Here is a 20,802-nt window from a genome sequence, read left to right as displayed (position 1 = left end):
ACGCCAGAAACATTATACCGTCGACGTTACGTTAACAACGTGGCGTCGTTCTTTAGGAACAACGTTGATATAGTGAGTCACATAGGCGAAGTATAATCCGGCATAGTTTTCGACCAGTTCTATAAACGCCGGATAAATCGACATCTGGCCATCACCCTGATCTTTAAGATAACCCGCCTCTTGCGCCGATTTAATAATACGGTTGACGTGAATCCGTGAAACAAAAAATTCTTTAGCCAGTAAGTTGGCTGAATAAGGTATTACTGCGCCATGTGCGGTTTTATTTTTTATGGCCTGCAGGTAAAGATATAACATTATCATCCGCCCTCCGTCTTTATCAATAAACAATCCCACTTCAGGCAAAACCTTCCTGAACGTTAATCCCCTGAAAAGGTATTCCGCTGCGCGACGGAAAAAGTTATTTCGCAGGATGTCGTTATCCAGCAGATTAACGTTGATATTAAACTTTGGGAAAAGAATACTTACCGGCAAAAATGCGCCGGACATGTAGCGTTTAAGTTCATTAAGTCCCTTTTCAGTCGGTGCAATTCTCGTTTTGCGTCTGTCTTCACTGCAGCGCCAGGTCTTGATGCGCCCGGTGGTTCTGAGCAAGGTGATGATCGCAATCACACTGTTGGGGCTGGCTATTTTATAACGGGAACATAATTCTTTAATTTCTGATACTGACTCAGCCTGATTTCCAAAGATAAAACAACACATGGAAAGAATAATGTTGAACCGTGATTCCTGAAGCATCGTTTTGTAGAACAAAGGTTGTTTTTTGTAGATGGCGTCATTAATGGTGTAGTGCTCTGTTATTGCCTCACTGAATCGCGGATTGTTTTTAATGACATCCCTTCGATGTAGCAAGGCCCTGGATGAGATATGATTATCCATAGCGTTTGTCTCTTATATGAATGAGCCGATAGATGAAGTATCCAGTCTTCTTTCGGATTTTTCATTATACCTTGAGATTGACATATTTACCGTTATTATTTGATGCGAATTTTATATTTAAACTGCATATGGATACAGACGGTGATTAACACAAAGATGTTCTCGTTAGTCACGTTGATAACGGTTTCTTAACCTGATGGTGTACTGTAAAATTATTATCAACAACAGGGTTTTTTATATTTTGTTACATTCACAAATGGGATATGTGTTTTTGTGCCCAGGAGCAGGTTATGACCCAAAATATTTCTTTCAGAAATGCTGCTTTTTATGAGCAAAAATTTGTCATCTCAACCTGCCATTTCACATTTCAGGGGTACAGTCTGTTACTCAAACAGTACGGTATAGACGCTTCGCACGTTCGTTTTGAGGGGGATGAACCTTCCCGGCAGGATCTGGAAAATATCCTTAGCAGTCAAAACGCTCAAATCTCGGTGTTTCTCGGAAAAGGTGTGGTCTCTCTGCTGGAGAGCCTGAAGCGACTCGCTTGCGTGCTAAATAAACTTCCTGTTATTCGAAAGGTAACCCTGTACGGGGAAATGCCGGATGGCTGGCTGTATCGAACGCTGGGGAATCTTTTAAATAATACTTTCCAGCTTTCATTGATTCGTATAGCCAGCGTGTCTGATGTTATGACCTGTTTTCGTATGCATAATGACGTATTTAAGGATAACTCACGTTCATTGCGTGACCAATACTGGGGGTTGTCTTATCAGGAAAACGTAAAAGGTTTAACCGAAAGAGAGGTAAGTGTTTTATTAAATTTTTATCGCGGAATGTCAGTAAAAGAGCAGTGTGAAAAAATGGGGCTGTCTAATAAAACGGTTTATACCCATCGTAAGGAAGGGGTGAAAAAATTACACCAGATCCGACGCTGGCTGAAAGATCCGCATGCCTTAAGAATGGAAGGAAGCACGGAACGGTTAACGCAAAAAGAAAGCCTCTCTGCCAAAGAGACGGCGGTGTATAATGCATTGCTAAAAAGAGAGATATTCCCTGCGTATCAGATCATAACCGATCGTTATAAGAAAGGGGTGGGGTTTGAGATACTCATTCGCTGGAATAATAATGGTAAAATTATCAAGCCAGTTAATTTTCTTACTGATATTTCAAGTCAGGAAATATGGCTAAAAATTACTGCGCTAGTGATTCATGCTGCGGTGTCGGGGATTAATAAATATAACGGTAAATATTATTTTTCCGTCAATATCCCCCCGCGACTTGCCTCGGGTAATGCACTTCCCGACATGGCCAAAAAGGCTGTGGCGATGCTGCTCAATCCGCAGTGGGCCGACAAACTGGTCTTTGAATTTGCGGAAGATATTGATGTGACCAAGGATAGGACGATCCCAGAAACCATGCGGCGTTTACGCAATACCGGGTGCCGGCTGTTTCTCGATGACTGCTTTTCCAACCATCAAACCATGTTCCCGGTAAGGCAGGTGCATTTTGATGGATTAAAGCTTGACCGGGATATCGTCGAGCATTTTGTGGCGAATGACAACGATTATAATCTTATTAAGGCGATACAGATATACAGCGATATGACCGGCACGGATTGTATTGCTGAAGGGGTGGATAGCGAAGAGAAGTTTGAGAAGTTAGTCGCCCTTGGGGTTAAAAGTTTTCAGGGCTATTATCTGTCGCGGGCGGTGAAAGAAGACGAATTAGATCGCATGGTCAGATTGTTTAGCTAAAGCGCAAAAATAAAGCCCCGAAGGGCCTTTATTTATTTTCGACCCAGTAACAGGCCGAGAACAATACCTACCGCCCCCGCAGCAATTAAACCCGTCAGGGGATTGTTTCTCACCGCTTCAGTGACATCGGAAACGGCGTCGCTGGCCTGTGCGGCATATTTTTTGGCAGCACCTTTAACCTGATGCTTAGGGGAGTCAACGAAATCGCCAAACTGCTGCTGGGCTGAGCCTGCCAGTTCATCGAGTTTATTTTTCGCTTTGTCTTCTGCAAACTGTGTATTTTTATCAGTATTGAAATCAGTCATTTTTGCCTCCTTGTGTTGATAGTATAAGGATAGCCTCTCTTTTGCGTTTTAAGGGACGCAGGGCGGAATTTGGCACAAAACCCTCCTGTTTTCGGATATATCTCTATGCCACAAACCCTTTATTTCTCATTCTCATCCTGACCGTAATACAGTTTCCCAATCCGGATAAGCGGGCGGCCCTGAGACTTGCGGTGCAGGTTACTGTCCCTGAGCGAATACACGCACCCGCAATATTCCTGCTGGTAAAACTGTTCCCGCTTGCTTGTCTCAATCATGCGCGAGGAACCGCCCTGTTTGCGCCAGTTGTAGTCCCAGTAGACCATCCCCGGATAGCGCGCTGCCGCACGCTGGCCGCAGTCATTTATCTGCTGCATATTCTTCCAGCGGGAGATCCCTAATGAACTACTGATGACGCGAAAACCATTTTCTGCAGCATACAACGCTGTGCGTTCGAAACGCATATCGAAGCACATGGTGCAGCGGATGCCGCGCTCGGGTTCCCATTCCATGCCCTTAGCGCGTTCAAACCAGTTATCGGTGTCGTAATCGGCATCGACAAACGGCACGCCATGTTTTTCCGCAAAGCGAATATTCTCCTCCTTACGGATGAGGTATTCCTTTTGTGGATGAATATTGGGGTTATAGAAAAATATGGTGTAATCAATTCCCGAGGCCTGGATGGCCTCCATCACTTCTCCCGAGCAGGGGGCGCAGCAGGAGTGCAGCAGCAGTTTGTCGGCACCGTCTGGCAGGGTAAGTTGAGGGCGGATAAAGGGGGTTGTACTCATCGTATCAACTCTATGTGAATGAAATTTATTGAATTGTAGTCCCGTAACCGAAGAAAGTGAACGTTCAGGGCAAACCCCGGTGAACATAAACATCCACGTTTCTTTTCTATGGCTCCGATCACGTCACCTCGTATTCCCCTGATCCTGCGACGACTCGCAGCAATCATGCATTGACCGAAGGAATAAATTCGACATAATTTATTTCTGTGGTGAATCCTCTCTGAAGAGAGGGCGTTCCAGACTACTGCCGTCCGCAGGTATGCTCGCGTCTTTGCTTATCTGGGAAGAGTCACTGGGATGCACCCGACACCACGATTCTTTCTTTAATTTTTTATCCCATTGGAAGGGTATAGAGTGCACAAGTTTAATTCCTCTCTTCTTGCGATTTTTTTGCTGACAGGTTGTAGTTCCGATCTGGTTCTCAGCCCACCTCAAAAACCTGAATACAAGGCTATGCCAGAGATAACCCAGTCTGTGACACCATCCCAACAGCGTGCGATCATGGCTGGTGAGAGGCCTGATTGGTCAGAAAGGACGCCAGTCGGTACCACGAAACGATATTGATAAATACCTAACGACCAGGGCTGCCATTCGGTGGCCTTTTTTATTGTGATGAATGCGCGGGATGTGATGACCGCAGCCAAAACGCAGAAGGCATGGTGAAAACGACCCTGCGCCTGGCGTTGATTATCACCAGACGTGTGGAATGCAACTGAATCAAGTTAATGTTCTATATGCTTATTTTATCAATGCACCAATTCCTGATAAGATTGTTCCTAATTTTTACTGATGGAATAGGGACATGAAAAAAATTGTTGGCGTGATATTACTTTCCTGCTTACTTGCCGGTTGCGATAAACCTAAAATTGACTCATCAACTGATGATGCAATGAAATCGTCTATAGCTAAAGTCAGAGAGTCACTTCCGGAGAATAAGCGGGAGGAGTTTGATAGCGCTCTGCAAGTTGTGGCATTCAGTAACATCAACATGGCTGATCTCATGCATGCCTCATCAGACAATGACAAAGAAGACCTCAGCAAAAAGATGCGCGAACCCCTGTCGGGAAAGACTGCTGAGGAAGTCATTTCTTATGCTCAGAAAGTAACAGCTGAGAGAGAGCTTAAGCAGAAAGAACAGGCAATTCAGGAAATTAAAACGCTAGAAAAGAAAAAAGCTGACTCAGATATGGCTAAAGAGGAGCTGAAGAAAATCCAGGTTTTATCAGCCAGATTTACCAGGGAGCCTGAGGCAGACGGTGAGCCACAACCCGTAATTAGACTGGTTGTAAAAAACAAGAGTGAAAACGTTATTTCCAGAGCCTACCTGCATGGAGTGATAGCAAGCAGCGGACACTCAGATCCCTGGTTGGAAAGTAAGTTCTTTTACGATATTCCTGACGGGCTTAAACCGAATGAAGAAGCTACATGGGCTCTGGCTCCGCCTAAAAATTCTGAATGGGGTCAACTTTATGCCCCAAGCGACGCTGTTTTCACTGTGACGGTCATGAGAGTAGACGGTACTGATAAGCAGGCGTTGTTTGATGCAACAATGTTTACAGAGGAAGACAGTAACAAGCTTGATGAACTGAAGAAAAAATACCCGTGATTTTTAGCTAAAAAATGACCCGCTTAGGCGGGTTTTTTTACGTCCGGAGGAAACGTGGCGACAGATATATTCACCTGGTGAACCCAGATACGGGCAGAAAGGTTTAGCCACACGATTCGTTCTGCATTCTTTGGTCATGGTTATGAGCAAATCGCAGGAAATGAATTAACCCTGAGCAGCAATTCTGGCGGATGAGCCTCTCAGCTAACTACACGATAACCACGTCAAACCTAATGTTTACATAAAGCTGTTTTAAAATATACAATACCCCCCTATAGTATCAGGAGGGCGTATGCCGCATTCACCCGCAGATAAAAAACGTATTCTGACGCGCGTCCGCCGCATTCGAGGGCAGGTTGATGCTCTTGAGCGTGCACTGGAATCGGGCGACCCCTGTCTGGCCATCCTGCAGCAAATTGCCGCCGTGCGCGGTGCTGCGAATGGGCTGATGGGCGAAATGGTTGAAATTCACCTCAAAGATGAGCTGGTGACCGGGGAAACAACGCCGGACCAGCGGGCCGTTCGCATGGCAGAAGTCGGCCATTTGCTGCGCTCTTATCTAAAATAAACCCACAGACCTCACAATAAGGGAAGAGACATTATGAAATCTCGCGCTGCTGTCGCATTTGGCCCCGGCCAGCCGCTCAAAATCGTTGAAATCGACGTGGCTCCGCCGAAGAAAGGCGAAGTCCTGATCAAAATTACCCATACCGGCGTGTGCCATACCGATGCGTTTACCCTTTCGGGTGACGATCCTGAAGGCGTGTTCCCGGCGGTACTCGGCCACGAAGGCGGCGGGATTGTGGTGGAAGTCGGCGAGGGTGTGACCAGCCTGAAGCCGGGTGACCATGTGATCCCGCTGTACACGGCAGAATGTGGTGAGTGTAAGTTCTGTAAATCCGGCAAAACTAACCTCTGCCAGGCGGTTCGCGCTACTCAGGGTAAAGGTCTGATGCCAGACGGTACCACTCGCTTCTCCTATAACGGTGAGCCGATCTATCACTACATGGGCACCAGTACCTTCAGCGAATACACCGTGTGTGCGGAAATTTCGCTGGCGAAAGTGAACCCACAGGCGCCGCTGGATAAAGTTTGCCTGCTGGGCTGCGGCGTGACCACCGGGATTGGCGCGGTGCATAACACCGCCAAAGTGAAAGAGGGCGACACCGTTGCGGTGTTCGGTCTCGGCGGTATCGGTCTGGCGGTTATCCAGGGGGCGGTGCAGGCAAAAGCGGGTCGTATTATCGCTGTCGATACTAACCCGGAGAAATTCACGCTGGCAGGCGAAATGGGTGCCACTGATTTCGTGAACCCGAAAGACTACGATAAGCCGGTTCAGGATGTGATCGTTGAGATGACCGATGGCGGCGTTGACTTCAGCTTCGAATGTATCGGTAACGTTAACGTGATGCGTTCCGCGCTTGAATGCTGCCACAAAGGCTGGGGTGAGAGCATCATCATTGGCGTTGCCGGTGCGGGCCAGGAGATCAAAACCCGTCCATTCCAGCTGGTGACCGGCCGTGTGTGGCGTGGTTCAGCGTTTGGCGGCGTGAAAGGGCGCACCCAGCTTCCGGGCATGGTGGAAGATGCAATGGTCGGGAAAATTCAGCTCGACCCGTTCATTACCCATCGCCTGCCGCTGGAGCAAATCAACGACGCGTTCGATTTGATGCACGAAGGTAAGTCCATCCGTACGGTGATTCACTTCGGCGACAAGTAACTCTTCTGCCAGCGGTTTTTTTGCCGCTGGCGTTTCCTGCATAATCTTCTCTAAAGTGTGACCTGCCTTGCGCTTTTAGCCGTAAGCTAATCTCCAGCCGTGCCGATGACTATTTTACAGGCGTGTTTTTACGCATCTTACCTACAAGAGAGTCGACGGTCATGGACAACACAACAACGATGCAGGCGCAGCGCACGCTGAGCTTTTTGCATCATATCAGGCTGGTTCCGCTGTTTTCCTCCATTCTCGGTGGCATTATTTTGCTGTTCGCCTTGAGCTCAGGTCTGGCGGGCTATTTCCTGCTGCAGGCAGACGCCGATCAGCAGGATGTCACATCAGAAATTCAGGTGCGTATGGGGCTGTCTAACAGTTCTAACCATCTTCGCACCGCGCGTATCAATATGATCCACGCTGGCGCGGCCAGCCGTATCGCCGAGATGGATGCAATGAAGCAGAACATCAGCGAGGCGGAAAAACGTATTAAGCAGTCTCAGGATGGCTTTAATGCGTACATGAACCGCCCCGTTCGTACGGCGGAGGATGAAGCGCTGGATGCCGAACTGAAAACACGCTTTGACGCCTATATCGCGGGCCTTCAGCCGATGGTTAAATTTGCCAAAAACGGCATGTTTGAAGCGATCATTAACCATGAAAACGAATCCGCGCGCCCGCTGGATGACGCCTATAACGCCGTCCTGCTGAAGGCGATTAAGATCCGTACCGACCGGGCCAATGCCCTGACGGCGCAGGCGCACAGCCGCACGCAGCTGGGCCTGATGTTTATGGTCGGGGCGTTTGCCCTGGCGCTGGTGTTGACCGCGCTGACCTTTATCGTACTGCGCCGCACGGTCATCAATCCGCTTCAGCGTGCTGCCACGCGAATCGAGAACATTGCGAAAGGCGACCTGACGATGCCGGATGATGTCGCCGGGCGCAGCGAAATTGGCCGACTGACGCGCGACCTGCAAACCATGCAGCACTCGCTGGAGACCACGGTTGGCACCGTACGCCAGGGGGCGGAAGAGATCTATCGCGGAACCAGTGAAATCTCGGCTGGAAACACCGATCTCTCATCCCGTACCGAACAGCAGGCGGCCGCCATTGAGCAGACTGCCGCAAGTATGGAACAGCTGACCGCGACGGTGAAACAGAATGCCGATAACGCGCACCATGCCAGCAAGCTGGCGGAAGATGCCTCCGGTAAAGCCAGCCGTGGCGGCCAGATGGTCTCCGGCGTGGTGAAAACGATGAGCAATATCTCCACCAGTTCGAAGAAGATCTCTGAGATTACTGCGGTGATTAACAGCATTGCGTTCCAGACCAATATCCTGGCGCTTAATGCGGCAGTAGAAGCAGCGCGCGCGGGTGAACAAGGACGCGGCTTTGCGGTGGTGGCGAGCGAAGTGCGTACCCTGGCGAGCCGAAGTGCAAATGCCGCGAAAGAGATTGAAAGCCTGATCAACGAGTCGGTTTCCCTGATCGATCAGGGTTCCGGTGAAGTGGTCGCCGCGGGCAACACCATGAACGACATCGTCGATGCGGTGAAACGCGTCACCGATATTATGCTGGAAATTGCCGCCGCCTCCGACGAACAGAGCCGCGGTATCGAGCAGGTCAGCCAGGCGATTTCGGAGATGGACAAAGTAACGCAGCAGAACGCCTCGCTGGTGGAAGAAGCCTCTGCGGCGGCGGCCTCCCTGGAAGAACAGGGCGCGCGTCTGACCGAGGCTGTCGGGGCATTTCGTCTGAGTGGCGCAAAGCCTGGCCGTTCAGTCTCGTCTGCGCCAGCGGTGAAAAACGCACCTTTACGTCCTGCGCCTGCGGTGTCGGGTGATAACTGGGAAACGTTCTGAGTCGTCCGGGGTAAACGGGTGAAAAAAAGGGACCGGCAGGTCCCTTTTTTATTGCGTTACTGCTTATCCGGCAGCGCGTAGGCAATCACGTAATCACCGCGATCCGGCGACTGACGGGCACCCCCCGCGTTGATGATGATGAACTGTTTACCGGTTTTCGGTGAAACATAGGTCATCGGTCCGGACTGGCTACCGACCGGCAGACGGTCTTTCCAGATCTCTTTCCCGGTGGCGGTATCAAACGCGCGCAGGTAGAAATCCTGGGTGCCGGCAAAGAACAGCAAACCGGACTGGGTAGCGAGTGACGCGCCCAGAGTCGGCATACCGATTGGGATCGGCATATGCATGCGAATGCCAAGCGGGCCAGTATCTTCCACCGTACCAACCGGAACCTGCCACACCAGCTTGCCTGATTTCAGGTCAACGGCTGACATGGTGCCAAACGGTGGCTTCTGACACGGAATGCCCAACGGCGACAGGAAGCGTTCACGCATAGCCCCGAACGGTGTACCGTCCATAGGCACAATACCCATCTCGATGCCGCTGGCGTTTTTCGCCACGTTGGCACGCGGTACCATGTAGTTTGCCAGTCCCAGGCGCATATCGTTAACGAACATCAGGCTGTTGTTCGGGTCGATTGAGACGCTGCCCCAGTTCATCCCGCCGAGGGAGCCCGGGAACTGCAGGGAACGGTCGAGACCCGGTGGGGTGAAGACGCCCTGGTGACGCATCTCTTTAAACTGAATGCGGCACAGCAGCAGGTCTACTGGCGTCGCCCCCCACATATCCGATTCGGTCAGCGTCTGGTTGCCAATCATCGGCATGCCAACAGAGTACGGTTGGGTCGGGGAGTAACGTTCACCTTCAACGTTGCCGGCCGGTACCGGGCGCTCTTCCACTTTCGCCACGGGCTTGCCGGTTTCGCGGTTGAGCATAAAGATCATGCCCTGTTTGCTGGTCTGCACCAGCACCGGCGTGGTGCCACCTTTACCGTCGGGTAAATCGTACAGCAGCGGCTGGGAAGGGAGATCAAAGTCCCACAGGTCGTGGTGGGTGGTCTGGAAATGCCAGCGCACCTGACCGGTGGCGGCGTCCACCGCCACGATGGAGGAGCTGTACTTGTCATCCAGCGCCGTACGCTCACCTGCCCAGAAATCTGGCGTGGCGTTGCCGGTTGGCAGATAGATCAGGTTCAGTTTTGCATCGTAAGACATGGCAGACCAGACGTTCGGCGTGCCGCGTGTATAGGTCTGTCCTTCCGGTGGGAGGCCGGTCAGTTGCGGATTACCCGGATCCCATGCCCATGCCAGCTTACCGGTATGAACGTCATACGCACGCACGACGCCCGGCGGTTCGCCGGTGGAGAAGTTATCCGCGATACGACCGCCGACCACCACCACATTCCCCGCGACCAGCGGCGTGGAGGTCTGCTGATAGTAACCCGGCTTGATTTCCCCCATCCCGATGCTCAGGTCAACGGTGCCACGATCGCCAAAGTCTTCACAGACCTTGCCGTTATCCGCATTGATGGCAATCAGTCGCGCATCGGTGGTCGGCAGGAACAGACGACGAGGGCAGGCCGCAGGCTGTGCATCTGCCTGTGACGTTGTCACGCTGCTGTGGTCTTCAAAATAGCCCAGACCGCGGCAACGCTGCCAGTTCGGTGCCGAGGCTTTCGCGTCGTAACGCCATTTCTCTTTACCGGAGTCGACGTCCAGCGCCAGGACTTTACTGTACGGCGTACAGACATACAGCGTGTCGCCAATTTGCAATGGGGTGTTCTGATCTTCCGCACCGGAGCCGTTGCTCTGAGGAATATCCCCCGTGTGGGCAACCCAGGCCACCTTCAGATCGTTCACGTTTTGTTTGTTAATTTGATCGAGGGCGGCGAAGCGGTCACCGTGGGTGGTATTGCCCCAGTGCGCCCAGTTTTTCTGCTCCTGACCCGGTGCGACCGGTTTTACCGGTACCGGCTCATTCGCCGCCACCAGCGTTTGCGGCTTGAACATCCAGCCGAGGCTCACCAGCATCACGACCGCCAGAACGGCCGCGACGCCAAACGCCGGTGCTTTGTTCGGGGCGTTGTGGTTTGCTGCGCGCATAAACGGCCAGACGATGGCACAGAGGAAGGCCAGCACGGCAAACGTAAAGAGGCGCGAGAAGAGCGGCCAGAAATCCCATCCGGCATCGCTGACGGCCCAGAACAGCGAGGCGATAAACGCGATGCCATAGAGGACGATCCCGCTGGCGCGGTTGATGAAAATCAGGACGGCGGCAATCACCATCGCCACGCCCATGATCAGGAAGTACCCACTTCCGCCTACGGTAACAAGCTTTAAACCTAAGCCGCCAACAGCCAGACCGATGAGCGTCATCAGTCCGACAAGGAGCCACTGCAGGATACGGGGTATCCCACGTGGCGCGCTGCCAAATGCCATTTCTGTCTCCTTTAAATCCCCCGCGTTGCGGAACGGTGCCGAATATGTACCAATTGGGTAATAATCGCGGAGGGGGATGAGGTTTTATACGGTTTATCCGCATCATTTGCGGTTGAATTCCTGTTTAACAAATAGCATGCGAACCATTTGGTGAATTCGCGGCTATGATAAAACTGTTAAATTGTTTTACGCAATTGTTAATGGATGATTTCGCATTTTTTGACCACAGAAACAAAAAACCCGTCGACAGGACGGGTTAGTGGTTGAGGTTGTAAAGGCGTCTCAGGCAGGCATGGATTTGCGGATGGCGCTGAGCAGCGTCTGCGCACCCGGGGAGAGCGGGGTATCCACGCGGGTTAATATACCGATAGGTTCGCCCGCACCTGGCGACGTCACCGGCAGTGCGGTAAGCGTGCCCTGGCGGAGATCATCTTTCACCGCGCCGGAGGGAACGAACCAGACGTAGTCATAATCCACCGTAAGCTGGCGCGAAAGCGAGGCTGACAGCGTTTCGATGCAACCTGAAGGCAGTGAGCAGCCCTGCATCTGCAGCAGTGTCTCGGCGTTCTGACGAGGAACGGTGCCTTTTGGGGATACTACCACCGGCCACTCCATCACGCGGCTTAACGTCACCGTATCCTGCAGCAGGGGGTGACCGGGACGCACGACCAGCTTCAGGGATTCCAGGAACAACAGCTCGTAGTTAAGCCCGCCCATAAGCTCGGGGTCGGACATGCGCCCGATACCGAGATCCAGTTCGCCGGATTTTAGCCCGGCGAGCAGCATGGTGTTATTCATGGTGGCAACCTGAATAGTGGTATGCCGCTGATGTTTGTGGAACTGTCCAATGACCGGAGGCAGAATGCCGAGCGCCGCCGTTGGCAGGGCACCCACGCGCACAATCTCCGTGGCGTGCTCCTCTTTGCGATTGAGCGACTGTCCGGCAGTATTCAGCGCATCGAGAACCTTGACGGCGTGCGTTAGGAATTGTTCACCCACGAGGGTGAGTTGTGCCCCCAGCCGACCGCGGTCGAAGAGACGGGTGCCGGTGAGTTGTTCCAGCTCGTTCAGCGTTTTGGAGAGCGCAGGCTGGCTTAAGTTGAGAGTTTCAGCCGCTCGCCCCAGCGTTCCCTGTTGAGCGACGGCCACAAATGTATGCAAATGGCGCAAGCGTATGCGCTGACTGAACAGACCATTTTTTTCCATAGGCGATGTTAAAAACAGAGCGATGCGGGTGACAAGCTAAGTTGTTTAATTTTGATAACTTGATAGCAAAATATTTTTAACATTTGATCTGTTTGAGTTACAACATGTTTTTTGGCAGGGGGGAGAGGAAGAACGTCCTTGTTCTTTTCGAGCACATTGAGAGCGTTACGTCAGTGTATAGCCGGGTTAAATCACGCCATCACCGCCATCAGAGCACCATACCTGACCGGAGGTAAATGAGCATTCATCCGAGGCCAGCGTGACATAGAGCGGTGCGATTTCAACAGGTTGACCCGGACGCCCCAGCGGGGTATCACCACCAAACTCTTTCACTTTTTCCATCGGCTGGCCGCCGCTGGATTGCAGCACCGTCCAGTAAGGGCCCGGGGCAACCGCGTTGACGCGTATTCCTTTTGGACCAAGCTGTTTCGCTAAGGATTTGGTGAATACCGCCAGACAGGCTTTTGTCTGGGCATAATCCAGCAGCACAGGGCTGGGCTTAACCGCCTGGACCGAGGAGGTATTAATGATAGAGGCCGACGGTTTCAGATGGCGCAGCGCCGCTTTGGTTATCCAGAAAGGCGCATAGACATTGGTTTTGAAGGTCGCGTCAAAATCTTCCGTGGTGAGCTCTTCAAGGGATTCCCGGTATTGCTGACGACCGGCGTTATTCACCAGAATGTCCAGTCCCCCCAGTTTGGCCACCGCCTCTTCTACCAGCTTCTGGCAGAACGTCTCGTCACGTATGTCACCCGGCAGCGCGACGGCAATGCGTCCTTCCGCTTTGATAAGCTCAATGACGTCAACCGCGTCTTTCTCTTCTTCAGGCAGATAGTTGATTGCGACGTCAGCCCCTTCACGGGCGTAAGCGATCGCGACTGCGCGACCAATACCGGAGTCACCTCCGGTGATCAATGCTTTCTTGCCGGCAAGGCGGCCATGCCCTTTATAGCTCGTTTCCCCGTGGTCGGGTACGGGTTGCATTTCTGATGCCAGTCCCGGCGGCGTTTGCGGTTGCTCCGGGAAAGGGGGTTGCGGGTAAGCGTTCTGACGTTGTGTAGTATCACTCATAGCTGACTCCTTAAGCCAAGGGGTGAGATTTGATGGATAGTTGCAGCGTTAACGCTTCGCTGAATTATTTCTGCAAATGATCGACGCGCACGACAGGCGGCGATGATTTCTTATCAAGCGATCCGTTGATACTGATCATCTGATCGGGTTTTACTGTTCTGCCGTCGAATACTGCCTGGGGAATAATAACGTCTATTTTTCCGGTTTTATCCTGGAATACAAACTTATCGCCGCTGCCGTCAATAAGGTTTCCGCGTAATGAAATAGTCGCACCATCATGCATTTCTTTTGCATGATCGATGGTCATAATTCGTGCATCATCGGTTCCACGATAACCGCTATCCAGTGCGTGCGGTGGTGGCGGTGCTTCACCTTTTTGTAACCCGCCGTTATTATCTGCCCATGCGGCCGGTACCAGAAATATCAAAAAAGCGGAAATAAGCGATAATTTCATCTGATATCCTTCATTTTGTGTGTCTTGACTTATTAAGTATTGTTGCTATTCCTTTATGTGGCAAATGTGATAAGTCTTAAAAACATTCGCTTTTGAAATCAAAAATATCGGTTAATAAGCGAAACGGTGATAGCCGCCATGAAGCGTCAAAGTGATAAGTTACCTGGGATAGATGAGAATTACCGATTGCTGACGTTTGAATATGGATTTCGTCAGGTGGGTTTTATTGTCCTGCTGGCCATTATCGTTGCGGCGATAGCGGGCTTCTTTTCAAGCGGAGTGGTGAGTGATACGCAAAGAACAAACTCGGCAAAGTCGCTGACCATCAACTACGAGCGCTTTGGCCGACGCCAGACGGAGTCGAAGATCCACCTTTCATTCCCGGTCAGAACAGAAGGGAAATACACCCTGAGTGTGACCAGCGAGAGCAACGATGTTTACGAGCCAGGAAGCGTTTGGCCGCAACCGGACAGCATGTTCAGTCGCGGGAATACGCTCTTTTTTGTGTATAACAACCTGAAAATGTCCGACAACTTCTCTGTCTTACTCTTCACGACCCCTGCACGCGCAGGTAAATGGAACAATGTCGTTCGCATAAACAACGAGCCGGAAATCCCTTTCTGGCAATTTATTTACCCGTAGGAGGCTGATATGGATATGGTCTTTCGTGCGCTGGCTATTTACCTGTTCCTCGTCGTGGTATTTAAAGTTGCCGGACGGCGCGCTTTGCTGCAGATGACCAGCTTTGATCTGATTCTCCTGTTAATTATCAGTGAGGCGACGCAACAGGCGCTGCTCGGGGAAGATTTTTCGGTCACCGGCGCAATGATTACCATTACCACGCTGGTGGTAGTGGATATTATCTTTGGGATAATGAAAAAATATTTCTCACCGGTAGAAAATATTCTTGATGGCACTCCGGTGATATTGGTTGAGAACGGCGTGCCGTTAGCAGATAAACTCAAAAAAGTCGACGTTTCCTGTGATGATATTCTGGTATCGGCACGCCAGAATAATGGTGTTACGCAGTTGAGTGAAATTAAATATGCCATTCTTGAGCGCAATGGCCATATTTCAATCATTCCTTTTGAGAAGTAAGAGGCCACGAAATGAGCAACCTTCACCATGATAACAATTATACCGTCGCCGAACTGACCAAAAAAGTGGCGAGCAAATTGACAGATCTAGGGCTTCGCTTAACCACGGCAGAATCCTGCACCGGCGGAAAACTCTCCGTCGCCCTTTGTGCTGAAGAGAACACGGCCGAATTTTATGATGTCGGCCTGGTCGTGTTCAGTGACGGCGCGAAAGAGCGCATTCTGGGCGTGCGTCCTGAGACCCTTGAACGGTATACGGCCGTGAGTGAACAGACGGTAACCGAAATGGCCGCCCGGATCCTGGAGATTGCCCAGGCGGATGTCAGTATTGCCATCAGCGGTTATGCCGGGCCAGAAGGGGGCGACGATGGCACGGCGGCAGGGACCGTTTGCTTCGCCTGGAACCTTCGCGGACACACGGAAACCCGTACCGTCCTGTTTTCCGGCGACTGCCAGGATGTGGTTGAGAAGGCGGTGCAGTATTCATTGTCTGAATTAGTGACCAGATTATCAGACTGGGATAACGAGTAAATTTACGCGGAGGTTCTATGGCTGTGATTGTCATTACCGGCGGTACGGCGGGTGTGGGAAAGGCAACGGCGCTGCACTTCGCAAAGGCAGGCTACGATGTGGGGATTATTGCCCGCGATGAGACAAGCCTGCACTCGACCCAGGAGGAGTTAACGCGATTTGGCGTCAAAGCCTGTGCGGTACAGGCGGATGTCGCCGACAGCCAGGCGGTGGTGGACGCGGCAAACGAGATTGAATATCGCCTCGGTGCGATTGATGTGTGGGTTAACAATGCGATGGGTGCGGTGCTGGCACCGTTTCGTACCCTGACGCCGGATGAATTTCGCCGCGTCACTGATGTGACCTATCTTGGCTTCGTAAACGGAACCCGCGCCGCGCTGGAATTGATGGTGCCACGCGATCGCGGCGTGATTATTCAGGTCGGGTCCGCGCTGGCCTACCGCTCGATCCCGTTGCAATCGGCCTACTGCGGCGCCAAAGCGGCGATTCGGGGATTCACCGATGCGGTGCGCACGGAACTGATGCATGAGAACAGCCGGGTGCAGCTTTCAATGGTGCAGATGCCGGGGCTGAATACACCGCAGTTTGACTGGGCAAGAAACAAATTCGCCTGGGCTATGCGTCCGGTTCCGCCGGTGTTTGAGCCTGAAGTTGCCGCGAGCGCGATTTTTAAGGTCGCGCAAAAACCGGTGCGCGAACTGTGGGTGGGCAGCAGTACCATTCAGTCGATCGTCGGACAATTCCTCTTCCCGGGTTTCCTGGACCGGCTGATGGTGAAGAAGGCCTGGGAAGGTCAGATGACTGACGATCTGAATGACCGGGATCGCCAGGATTATCTCGACCAGCCGGTCAACGACCTGCACAAAATCCATGGGCGTTTTACCCCGGAAGCGAAAAACCGCTCCACGGCGATCACCTCAGGTGTGCCCGGGAAAGTCCTGTTAGGTTCCCTCGCGGTGGCGGGCGTTGTGCTGACGCGGCTGATGACCCGGCGTAAAAGGTAATCAGCGCAGCGCGCTACGGTTAGTCCAGAACCAGCGATAGCCGTAGCCGCTGAGGGTTAGCTGGACGGTTTTGCCACAGATCAGCGCGTCGTCATAGCGTTTATCCGCCAGGCAGGCGGTCCAGGTGGCGTGACGGATCCCGCGGGCGGTAAACTGGACCGGCTTGTCGCTAAAGTTAACGAAAGTCAGGATACTGCGCGCTTCGGCCTCGTAATAAATGCCCAGTACCGCGTCATCATCAATATTGATGAGACGAAACGGTGCGACAGCAATCTCCGGAAATTCAGAGCGCGTATTGGCCATGTCGATGATCCGGTGCAGCAGGGAATTGCGGTGCAGCAGGGAATCGGCCACGTTGATTTTCTGATAACGCCAGGGACCGCGATCGATGATTGGGGCGATAAACCGCTCAGGATCCGCTGCTGAAAAGCCACCGCCCTCTGACCCCGCCCACTGCATTGGCGTACGCACGGCATAGCGCTCTTCCAGCGTCAGATCATCACCCATGCCAATCTCATCGCCGTAGCGCATGACCGGCACGCCTGGGAGTGAGAAGAGCACCGCGTGGCAGAACGCCAGCCGTTTTTGATCGCCCTTTAACATCGGTGCCAGACGGCGTCGTATCCCGCGCTGGTAGACGTTCATCTCTTCGTCAGGGGCGAAGGTGTCGACCACAATCTGTTTCTCTTTTTTACCAATCCCTTCCAGATCTAACTCATCGTGGTTGCGCAGCCAGTTGGCAAAGCAGCACGAGTCAGGCGGGACAATCATCTTCTTTATGGCATTGCGCAGCGGTCGGGCGCTTTTCCTGGCAAGGCTGACGTAGAAATACTTATTGAGCCAGAAATTCAGCACCAGATTCAGACGGTTATTTTCGCCGAAATAGTCTTTATACGCCTCCACGTCGACGTCCACCTCACCGAGCAGGATCGCTTCCGGATTACGTGCTTCAATAAGGCGGCGCATATGCTCCAGGATCCATAACCCCTTTTTCTCGTCACCGCCGCCTGCCTGCGCGGTCAGGTGCGTTGCGGCATCGAGGCGAAAGCCCGACACCCCGAGCTTGAGCCAGAAGAGGATAATATTTTCGATCTCGTTGAGCAGCGCGGGGCAGGTCAGATTCAGGTCGGGCTCGTGGTGATAGAACATATGTCGGTAGTATTGCCCGGCCTCGTCATCCCATGTCCAGACGCTCTCTTCCACGCCGGGAAACATCGGGGAGGTATCGTCCTCGTTATTATCCGACCAGATATAGTAGTCACGAAAAGGTGAAGTTGGGTTGCGGCGCGCCTGCTGAAACCAGGGATGGGCGTCCGAGGTGTGCTGAATCAACAGCTCAATAATGACCTGCATACCCAGCTCCCGGGCCTGTTCAATAAAGGCGATAATGTCGGCCAGCTTTCCGAAGCGAGGATCAACCTGCAGATGGTCGCTGACGTCGTAGCCTTCATCCAGAAACGGGGTGAGGTAGAAAGGGGTGATCCAGATAACCGTCGCCCCCATGCGGCGAATGTAGCGCAGCTTTGCGCCAATCCCGGCGATGTCCCCGCAACCATCGCCGTTTAAATCATAAAAGAGTGCAGTATCAATCTGATAAATAATGGCTCGGGTATGCCAGTCTGCCATAGTTCACCTCAGTGATAACCTTCCGTGTCGGAAACTTTGCCCCGGAAAACGTAGTAGCTCCAGGCGGTGTACACCAGAATCACCGGAATAATCAGTAACGTTCCGACCAGCATAAACAGCTGGCTGGCCGGTGGTGCCGCAGCCTCCCACAGGGTAATGCGCGGCGGAATAATGTTAGGCCACAGGCTAATGCCCAGACCGCTAAATCCGAGGAAGATCAGCCCAAGGGTCAACAGGAAGGGACGCGAGTGGCTGGCCGGGTTGTGCGTCAGTCGCCAGATCCACAGGCTAAACACGCCTACCAGCAGGGGAACCGGCAGGAACCAGATGAAGTTGGGGAAGGTAAACCAGCGGTCGGCAACGTACTGCCAGCCGAGCGGCGTCCAGATACTCACCACCGCGATCACCACCACCAGCGCCAGCAGCACGTGCCGGGTCAGCTCACGCATGCGGTTTTGCAACGCGCCTTCACTTTTCATGATAAGCCACGTAGTACCGAGCAGGGTGTAGGCCACTACCAGCCCGATGCCGCAGAAAAGATTGAAGGGCGTTAACCAGTCAAGGGCGGAGCCGACAAAACGCCGGCCCTCAACGTCAAAGCCGTTAATCACTGCTCCCACCACCACCCCCTGGCTGAAGGTGGCAAGCAAAGAGCCGCCGGCGAAGGCGTAGTCCCAGAATTTGCGGTGCGAAGGCGTTGCCTTAAAGCGGAACTCAAAGGCCACGCCGCGAAAGATAAGGCCAATTAACATGGCGGTAAGAGGGATGGTCAGCGCATCGATAATCACCGCATAGGCCAGCGGAAACGCGCCGAACAACCCCGCACCGCCGAGCACCAGCCAGGTCTCGTTGCCGTCCCACACCGGCGCCACGCTGTTGACCATTACGTCACGCTCTCTGGCATCGCCCACGAAGTTAAAAAGCAGCCCGATGCCCAAATCAAAGCCATCCATGATGATATACATCAGCGTGGCGAACACGATGATGGCAAACCAGATAACTGAGATATCGACGCCCATCAGTTTCTCTCCTGTTCCGGAACAGACTCAGCGGCAGACAGCGGACGGGCAGGGGTGCCCGAGGTATTTGACGTCAAGGTATCAACGGGCTGCGGACCTTTCTTGATAAGCCGAATCAGGTAGACGTAGCCCACGCCAAACACCGACGAATAGACCACAAAGAAGGCCAGCAGGCTAATGCTCATCTGCAGCGTGCTGTGCAGCGAGACCGCGTCGATCGTGCGCAGATAGCCATACACCACCCACGGCTGACGACCCACTTCGGTGGTGACCCAGCCGGCCAGCAGCGCCAGTAGGCCCGCCGGTCCCATGCACAGCGCGAACCAGTGGAAGGGCCGCGACTGATAGAGTCGATGGCGATAGCGTAGCCAGACGCTGACCAGACCCAGCGTGATCATCAGCAGACCCATGCCGACCATAATGCGGAATGACCAGAAAACAATCGGTGAGTTCGGGCGATCTTCTTTCGGGAAATCTTTCAGGGCCGGGACCTGTTTATCCAGGCTGTGGGTCAGAATCAGACTGCCAAGGGCAGGAATTTCCAGCGCGTAGCGGGTGCGCTCCTGCTCCATATCCGGCAGGCCAAACAGCAGCAGCGGTGTCGCTTCGCCTGGTGGGTTCTCCCAGTGACCTTCGATGGCGGCAATTTTGGCCGGCTGATGTTCGAGGGTATTCAGGCCATGCATATCACCGACGACGGCCTGAATGGGCGCGACCAGCAGGGCCATCCACATCGCCATGGAAAACATGGTGCGTATCGCGGGCGTGTCGTTGCCGCGCAGCAGATGCCATGCGCCCGACGCCCCCACAAACAGCGCACTGCTCAGGAACGCGGCGATAGCCATGTGAATGAGACGGTAAGGGAAGGAGGGGTTAAAAATGATGGCCAGCCAGTCCTCCGGAATGACCTGACCGTTCTGAATACTGAACCCCTGGGGCGTGTGCATCCAGCTGTTGGAGGCGAGGATCCAGAAGGTGGACATCAGCGTACCCAGCGCGACCATACAGGTCGAGAAGAAGTGCAGGCCCGGGCCGACCTTGTTCCAGCCGAACAGCATCACGCCAAGAAATCCGGCTTCGAGGAAGAAGGCGGTTAAGACTTCATAGGTCAGGAGAGGGCCGGTGATACTGCCGGCAAACTGTGAGAATCCGCTCCAGTTAGTGCCGAACTGATAGGCCATGACCAGACCGGAAACGACCCCCATACCGAAGTTAACGGCAAATATCTTTAGCCAGAAATGGTACAGCGAGCGCCACACCTCATTTTTGGTGCGAAGCCACATCCCTTCGAGCACCACCAGATAGCTGGCAAGACCGATGGTGATCGCCGGGAAAAGAATATGAAACGAGACGGTAAAAGCGAACTGGATTCTGGCGAGGTGAAATGCGTCGAGTTCGAACATGGTCCGTACCTCTGGAACTGTTGCGCACGA

The 20,802-nt window shown here is 52.9% G+C and carries 19 protein-coding genes; 9 read left to right on the top strand and 10 right to left on the bottom strand.

Annotation, left to right across the window (positions count from 1 at the left end; all coding sequences use genetic code 11):
- Positions 1-12: 12 nt before the first annotated feature.
- Positions 13-897 carry a MarR family transcriptional regulator gene (locus tag BJ887_RS07885; protein ID WP_014169985.1) on the bottom strand — a complete coding sequence of 295 codons (885 nt, stop codon included), beginning with the start codon at positions 895-897 and terminating at the stop codon, positions 13-15.
- A 290-nt stretch (positions 898-1,187) separates the two neighbouring features.
- Between BJ887_RS07885 and BJ887_RS07880 the strand changes: the two genes are divergently transcribed.
- A complete protein-coding gene (locus tag BJ887_RS07880; RefSeq protein WP_047955583.1) occupies positions 1,188-2,651 on the top strand; it encodes an EAL domain-containing protein in 1,464 nt (487 codons plus the stop codon).
- Positions 2,652-2,683: 32 nt separating this feature from the next.
- Here the strand turns inward: BJ887_RS07880 and BJ887_RS07875 are convergent, their stop codons facing one another.
- The gene (locus BJ887_RS07875) at positions 2,684-2,956 is read right to left on the bottom strand and encodes a YqjD family protein (RefSeq protein ID WP_014169987.1); all 273 of its coding nucleotides are present in this window, start codon (positions 2,954-2,956) and stop codon (positions 2,684-2,686) included.
- A gap of 119 nt (positions 2,957-3,075) precedes the next feature.
- Positions 3,076-3,744: an epoxyqueuosine reductase QueH gene (locus BJ887_RS07870; protein WP_121339701.1), complete on the bottom strand. Its 669-nt coding sequence runs from the start codon at positions 3,742-3,744 to the stop codon at positions 3,076-3,078.
- Positions 3,745-4,546: 802 nt separating this feature from the next.
- Here BJ887_RS07870 and BJ887_RS07865 point away from each other — a divergent pair.
- The 4 genes from BJ887_RS07865 to BJ887_RS07850 all read left to right on the top strand — a co-directional run bounded on the left by BJ887_RS07865 (position 4,547) and on the right by BJ887_RS07850 (position 8,923).
- Positions 4,547-5,350 (top strand): DUF6694 family lipoprotein, encoded by an 804-nt coding sequence (locus tag BJ887_RS07865; protein WP_121339700.1) that lies wholly within the window; start codon positions 4,547-4,549, stop codon positions 5,348-5,350.
- A 292-nt stretch (positions 5,351-5,642) separates the two neighbouring features.
- Entirely contained in the window at positions 5,643-5,918 is a 276-nt protein-coding gene (locus BJ887_RS07860; protein ID WP_014169989.1) for a metal/formaldehyde-sensitive transcriptional repressor, read from the top strand.
- Positions 5,919-5,951: 33 nt separating this feature from the next.
- Positions 5,952-7,070 carry an S-(hydroxymethyl)glutathione dehydrogenase/class III alcohol dehydrogenase gene (locus BJ887_RS07855; protein ID WP_014169990.1) on the top strand — a complete coding sequence of 373 codons (1,119 nt, stop codon included), beginning with the start codon at positions 5,952-5,954 and terminating at the stop codon, positions 7,068-7,070.
- 161 nt (positions 7,071-7,231) lie between these two features.
- Positions 7,232-8,923, top strand: coding sequence for a methyl-accepting chemotaxis protein (locus BJ887_RS07850; RefSeq protein ID WP_025204238.1), 1,692 nt, complete (start codon positions 7,232-7,234; stop codon positions 8,921-8,923).
- A gap of 56 nt (positions 8,924-8,979) precedes the next feature.
- Here BJ887_RS07850 and BJ887_RS07845 read toward each other — a convergent pair whose 3' ends face one another.
- The 4 genes from BJ887_RS07845 to BJ887_RS07830 form a co-directional block, all read right to left on the bottom strand.
- Entirely contained in the window at positions 8,980-11,361 is a 2,382-nt protein-coding gene (locus BJ887_RS07845) for a glucose/quinate/shikimate family membrane-bound PQQ-dependent dehydrogenase (protein ID WP_121339699.1), read from the bottom strand.
- A gap of 282 nt (positions 11,362-11,643) precedes the next feature.
- Positions 11,644-12,567, bottom strand: a complete 924-nt coding sequence (locus BJ887_RS07840) for a LysR substrate-binding domain-containing protein (protein WP_014169993.1) — start codon at positions 12,565-12,567, stop codon at positions 11,644-11,646.
- A 186-nt stretch (positions 12,568-12,753) separates the two neighbouring features.
- Positions 12,754-13,638: an SDR family oxidoreductase gene (locus BJ887_RS07835; protein WP_032678123.1), complete on the bottom strand. Its 885-nt coding sequence runs from the start codon at positions 13,636-13,638 to the stop codon at positions 12,754-12,756.
- A gap of 64 nt (positions 13,639-13,702) precedes the next feature.
- On the bottom strand, positions 13,703-14,092 hold the full coding sequence (locus BJ887_RS07830) for a YdeI family stress tolerance OB fold protein (RefSeq protein ID WP_020884197.1): 390 nt from the start codon (positions 14,090-14,092) through the stop codon (positions 13,703-13,705).
- A gap of 138 nt (positions 14,093-14,230) precedes the next feature.
- Between BJ887_RS07830 and BJ887_RS07825 the strand changes: the two genes are divergently transcribed.
- Genes BJ887_RS07825 through BJ887_RS07810 form a run of 4 tightly spaced genes read left to right on the top strand, consistent with a single transcriptional unit; the run spans position 14,231 to position 16,724 of the window.
- Positions 14,231-14,734, top strand: a complete 504-nt coding sequence (locus BJ887_RS07825) for a hypothetical protein (protein ID WP_041162595.1) — start codon at positions 14,231-14,233, stop codon at positions 14,732-14,734.
- A gap of 9 nt (positions 14,735-14,743) precedes the next feature.
- The gene (locus BJ887_RS07820) at positions 14,744-15,190 is read left to right on the top strand and encodes a DUF421 domain-containing protein (RefSeq protein ID WP_020884195.1); all 447 of its coding nucleotides are present in this window, start codon (positions 14,744-14,746) and stop codon (positions 15,188-15,190) included.
- 11 nt (positions 15,191-15,201) lie between these two features.
- Entirely contained in the window at positions 15,202-15,720 is a 519-nt protein-coding gene (locus BJ887_RS07815) for a 2-oxo-tetronate isomerase (RefSeq protein WP_047356519.1), read from the top strand.
- A 17-nt stretch (positions 15,721-15,737) separates the two neighbouring features.
- Positions 15,738-16,724, top strand: coding sequence for an SDR family oxidoreductase (locus tag BJ887_RS07810; protein WP_121339698.1), 987 nt, complete (start codon positions 15,738-15,740; stop codon positions 16,722-16,724).
- Here the strand turns inward: BJ887_RS07810 and BJ887_RS07805 are convergent, their stop codons facing one another.
- Genes BJ887_RS07805 through BJ887_RS07795 form a run of 3 tightly spaced genes read right to left on the bottom strand, consistent with a single transcriptional unit; the run spans position 16,725 to position 20,772 of the window.
- On the bottom strand, positions 16,725-18,350 hold the full coding sequence (locus BJ887_RS07805; RefSeq protein WP_020884193.1) for an alpha-amylase family protein: 1,626 nt from the start codon (positions 18,348-18,350) through the stop codon (positions 16,725-16,727). It abuts the gene before it with no gap.
- Between the two features lie 8 nt (positions 18,351-18,358).
- Positions 18,359-19,369, bottom strand: coding sequence for a cytochrome d ubiquinol oxidase subunit II (gene cydB / locus BJ887_RS07800; RefSeq protein WP_032678126.1), 1,011 nt, complete (start codon positions 19,367-19,369; stop codon positions 18,359-18,361).
- Positions 19,369-20,772, bottom strand: coding sequence for a cytochrome ubiquinol oxidase subunit I (locus tag BJ887_RS07795; protein WP_020884191.1), 1,404 nt, complete (start codon positions 20,770-20,772; stop codon positions 19,369-19,371). Before BJ887_RS07795 ends, cydB begins: the two co-directional genes overlap by 1 nt.
- Between the last annotated feature and the right edge of the window lie 30 nt (positions 20,773-20,802).

The sequence above is a fragment of the Enterobacter sp. WPR_3_1 genome (assembly GCF_003635055.1).
GTDB classification, from domain to species: Bacteria; Pseudomonadota; Gammaproteobacteria; order Enterobacterales; family Enterobacteriaceae; genus Enterobacter; species Enterobacter ludwigii.
This window is presented reverse-complemented; position numbering and strand designations above follow the sequence as displayed.

What these genes read in the sequence shown, in the direction of transcription:
- BJ887_RS07885 (WP_014169985.1), bottom strand. Translation starts at nt 897, where the DNA reads ATGGATAATCATATCTCATCCAGGGCCTTGCTACATCGAAGGGATGTC.
- BJ887_RS07880 (WP_047955583.1), top strand. Translation starts at nt 1,188, where the DNA reads ATGACCCAAAATATTTCTTTCAGAAATGCTGCTTTTTATGAGCAAAAA.
- BJ887_RS07875 (WP_014169987.1), bottom strand. Translation starts at nt 2,956, where the DNA reads ATGACTGATTTCAATACTGATAAAAATACACAGTTTGCAGAAGACAAA.
- BJ887_RS07870 (WP_121339701.1), bottom strand. Translation starts at nt 3,744, where the DNA reads ATGAGTACAACCCCCTTTATCCGCCCTCAACTTACCCTGCCAGACGGT.
- BJ887_RS07865 (WP_121339700.1), top strand. Translation starts at nt 4,547, where the DNA reads ATGAAAAAAATTGTTGGCGTGATATTACTTTCCTGCTTACTTGCCGGT.
- BJ887_RS07860 (WP_014169989.1), top strand. Translation starts at nt 5,643, where the DNA reads ATGCCGCATTCACCCGCAGATAAAAAACGTATTCTGACGCGCGTCCGC.
- BJ887_RS07855 (WP_014169990.1), top strand. Translation starts at nt 5,952, where the DNA reads ATGAAATCTCGCGCTGCTGTCGCATTTGGCCCCGGCCAGCCGCTCAAA.
- BJ887_RS07850 (WP_025204238.1), top strand. Translation starts at nt 7,232, where the DNA reads ATGGACAACACAACAACGATGCAGGCGCAGCGCACGCTGAGCTTTTTG.
- BJ887_RS07845 (WP_121339699.1), bottom strand. Translation starts at nt 11,361, where the DNA reads ATGGCATTTGGCAGCGCGCCACGTGGGATACCCCGTATCCTGCAGTGG.
- BJ887_RS07840 (WP_014169993.1), bottom strand. Translation starts at nt 12,567, where the DNA reads ATGGAAAAAAATGGTCTGTTCAGTCAGCGCATACGCTTGCGCCATTTG.
- BJ887_RS07835 (WP_032678123.1), bottom strand. Translation starts at nt 13,638, where the DNA reads ATGAGTGATACTACACAACGTCAGAACGCTTACCCGCAACCCCCTTTC.
- BJ887_RS07830 (WP_020884197.1), bottom strand. Translation starts at nt 14,092, where the DNA reads ATGAAATTATCGCTTATTTCCGCTTTTTTGATATTTCTGGTACCGGCC.
- BJ887_RS07825 (WP_041162595.1), top strand. Translation starts at nt 14,231, where the DNA reads ATGAAGCGTCAAAGTGATAAGTTACCTGGGATAGATGAGAATTACCGA.
- BJ887_RS07820 (WP_020884195.1), top strand. Translation starts at nt 14,744, where the DNA reads ATGGATATGGTCTTTCGTGCGCTGGCTATTTACCTGTTCCTCGTCGTG.
- BJ887_RS07815 (WP_047356519.1), top strand. Translation starts at nt 15,202, where the DNA reads ATGAGCAACCTTCACCATGATAACAATTATACCGTCGCCGAACTGACC.
- BJ887_RS07810 (WP_121339698.1), top strand. Translation starts at nt 15,738, where the DNA reads ATGGCTGTGATTGTCATTACCGGCGGTACGGCGGGTGTGGGAAAGGCA.
- BJ887_RS07805 (WP_020884193.1), bottom strand. Translation starts at nt 18,350, where the DNA reads ATGGCAGACTGGCATACCCGAGCCATTATTTATCAGATTGATACTGCA.
- cydB (WP_032678126.1), bottom strand. Translation starts at nt 19,369, where the DNA reads ATGGGCGTCGATATCTCAGTTATCTGGTTTGCCATCATCGTGTTCGCC.
- BJ887_RS07795 (WP_020884191.1), bottom strand. Translation starts at nt 20,772, where the DNA reads ATGTTCGAACTCGACGCATTTCACCTCGCCAGAATCCAGTTCGCTTTT.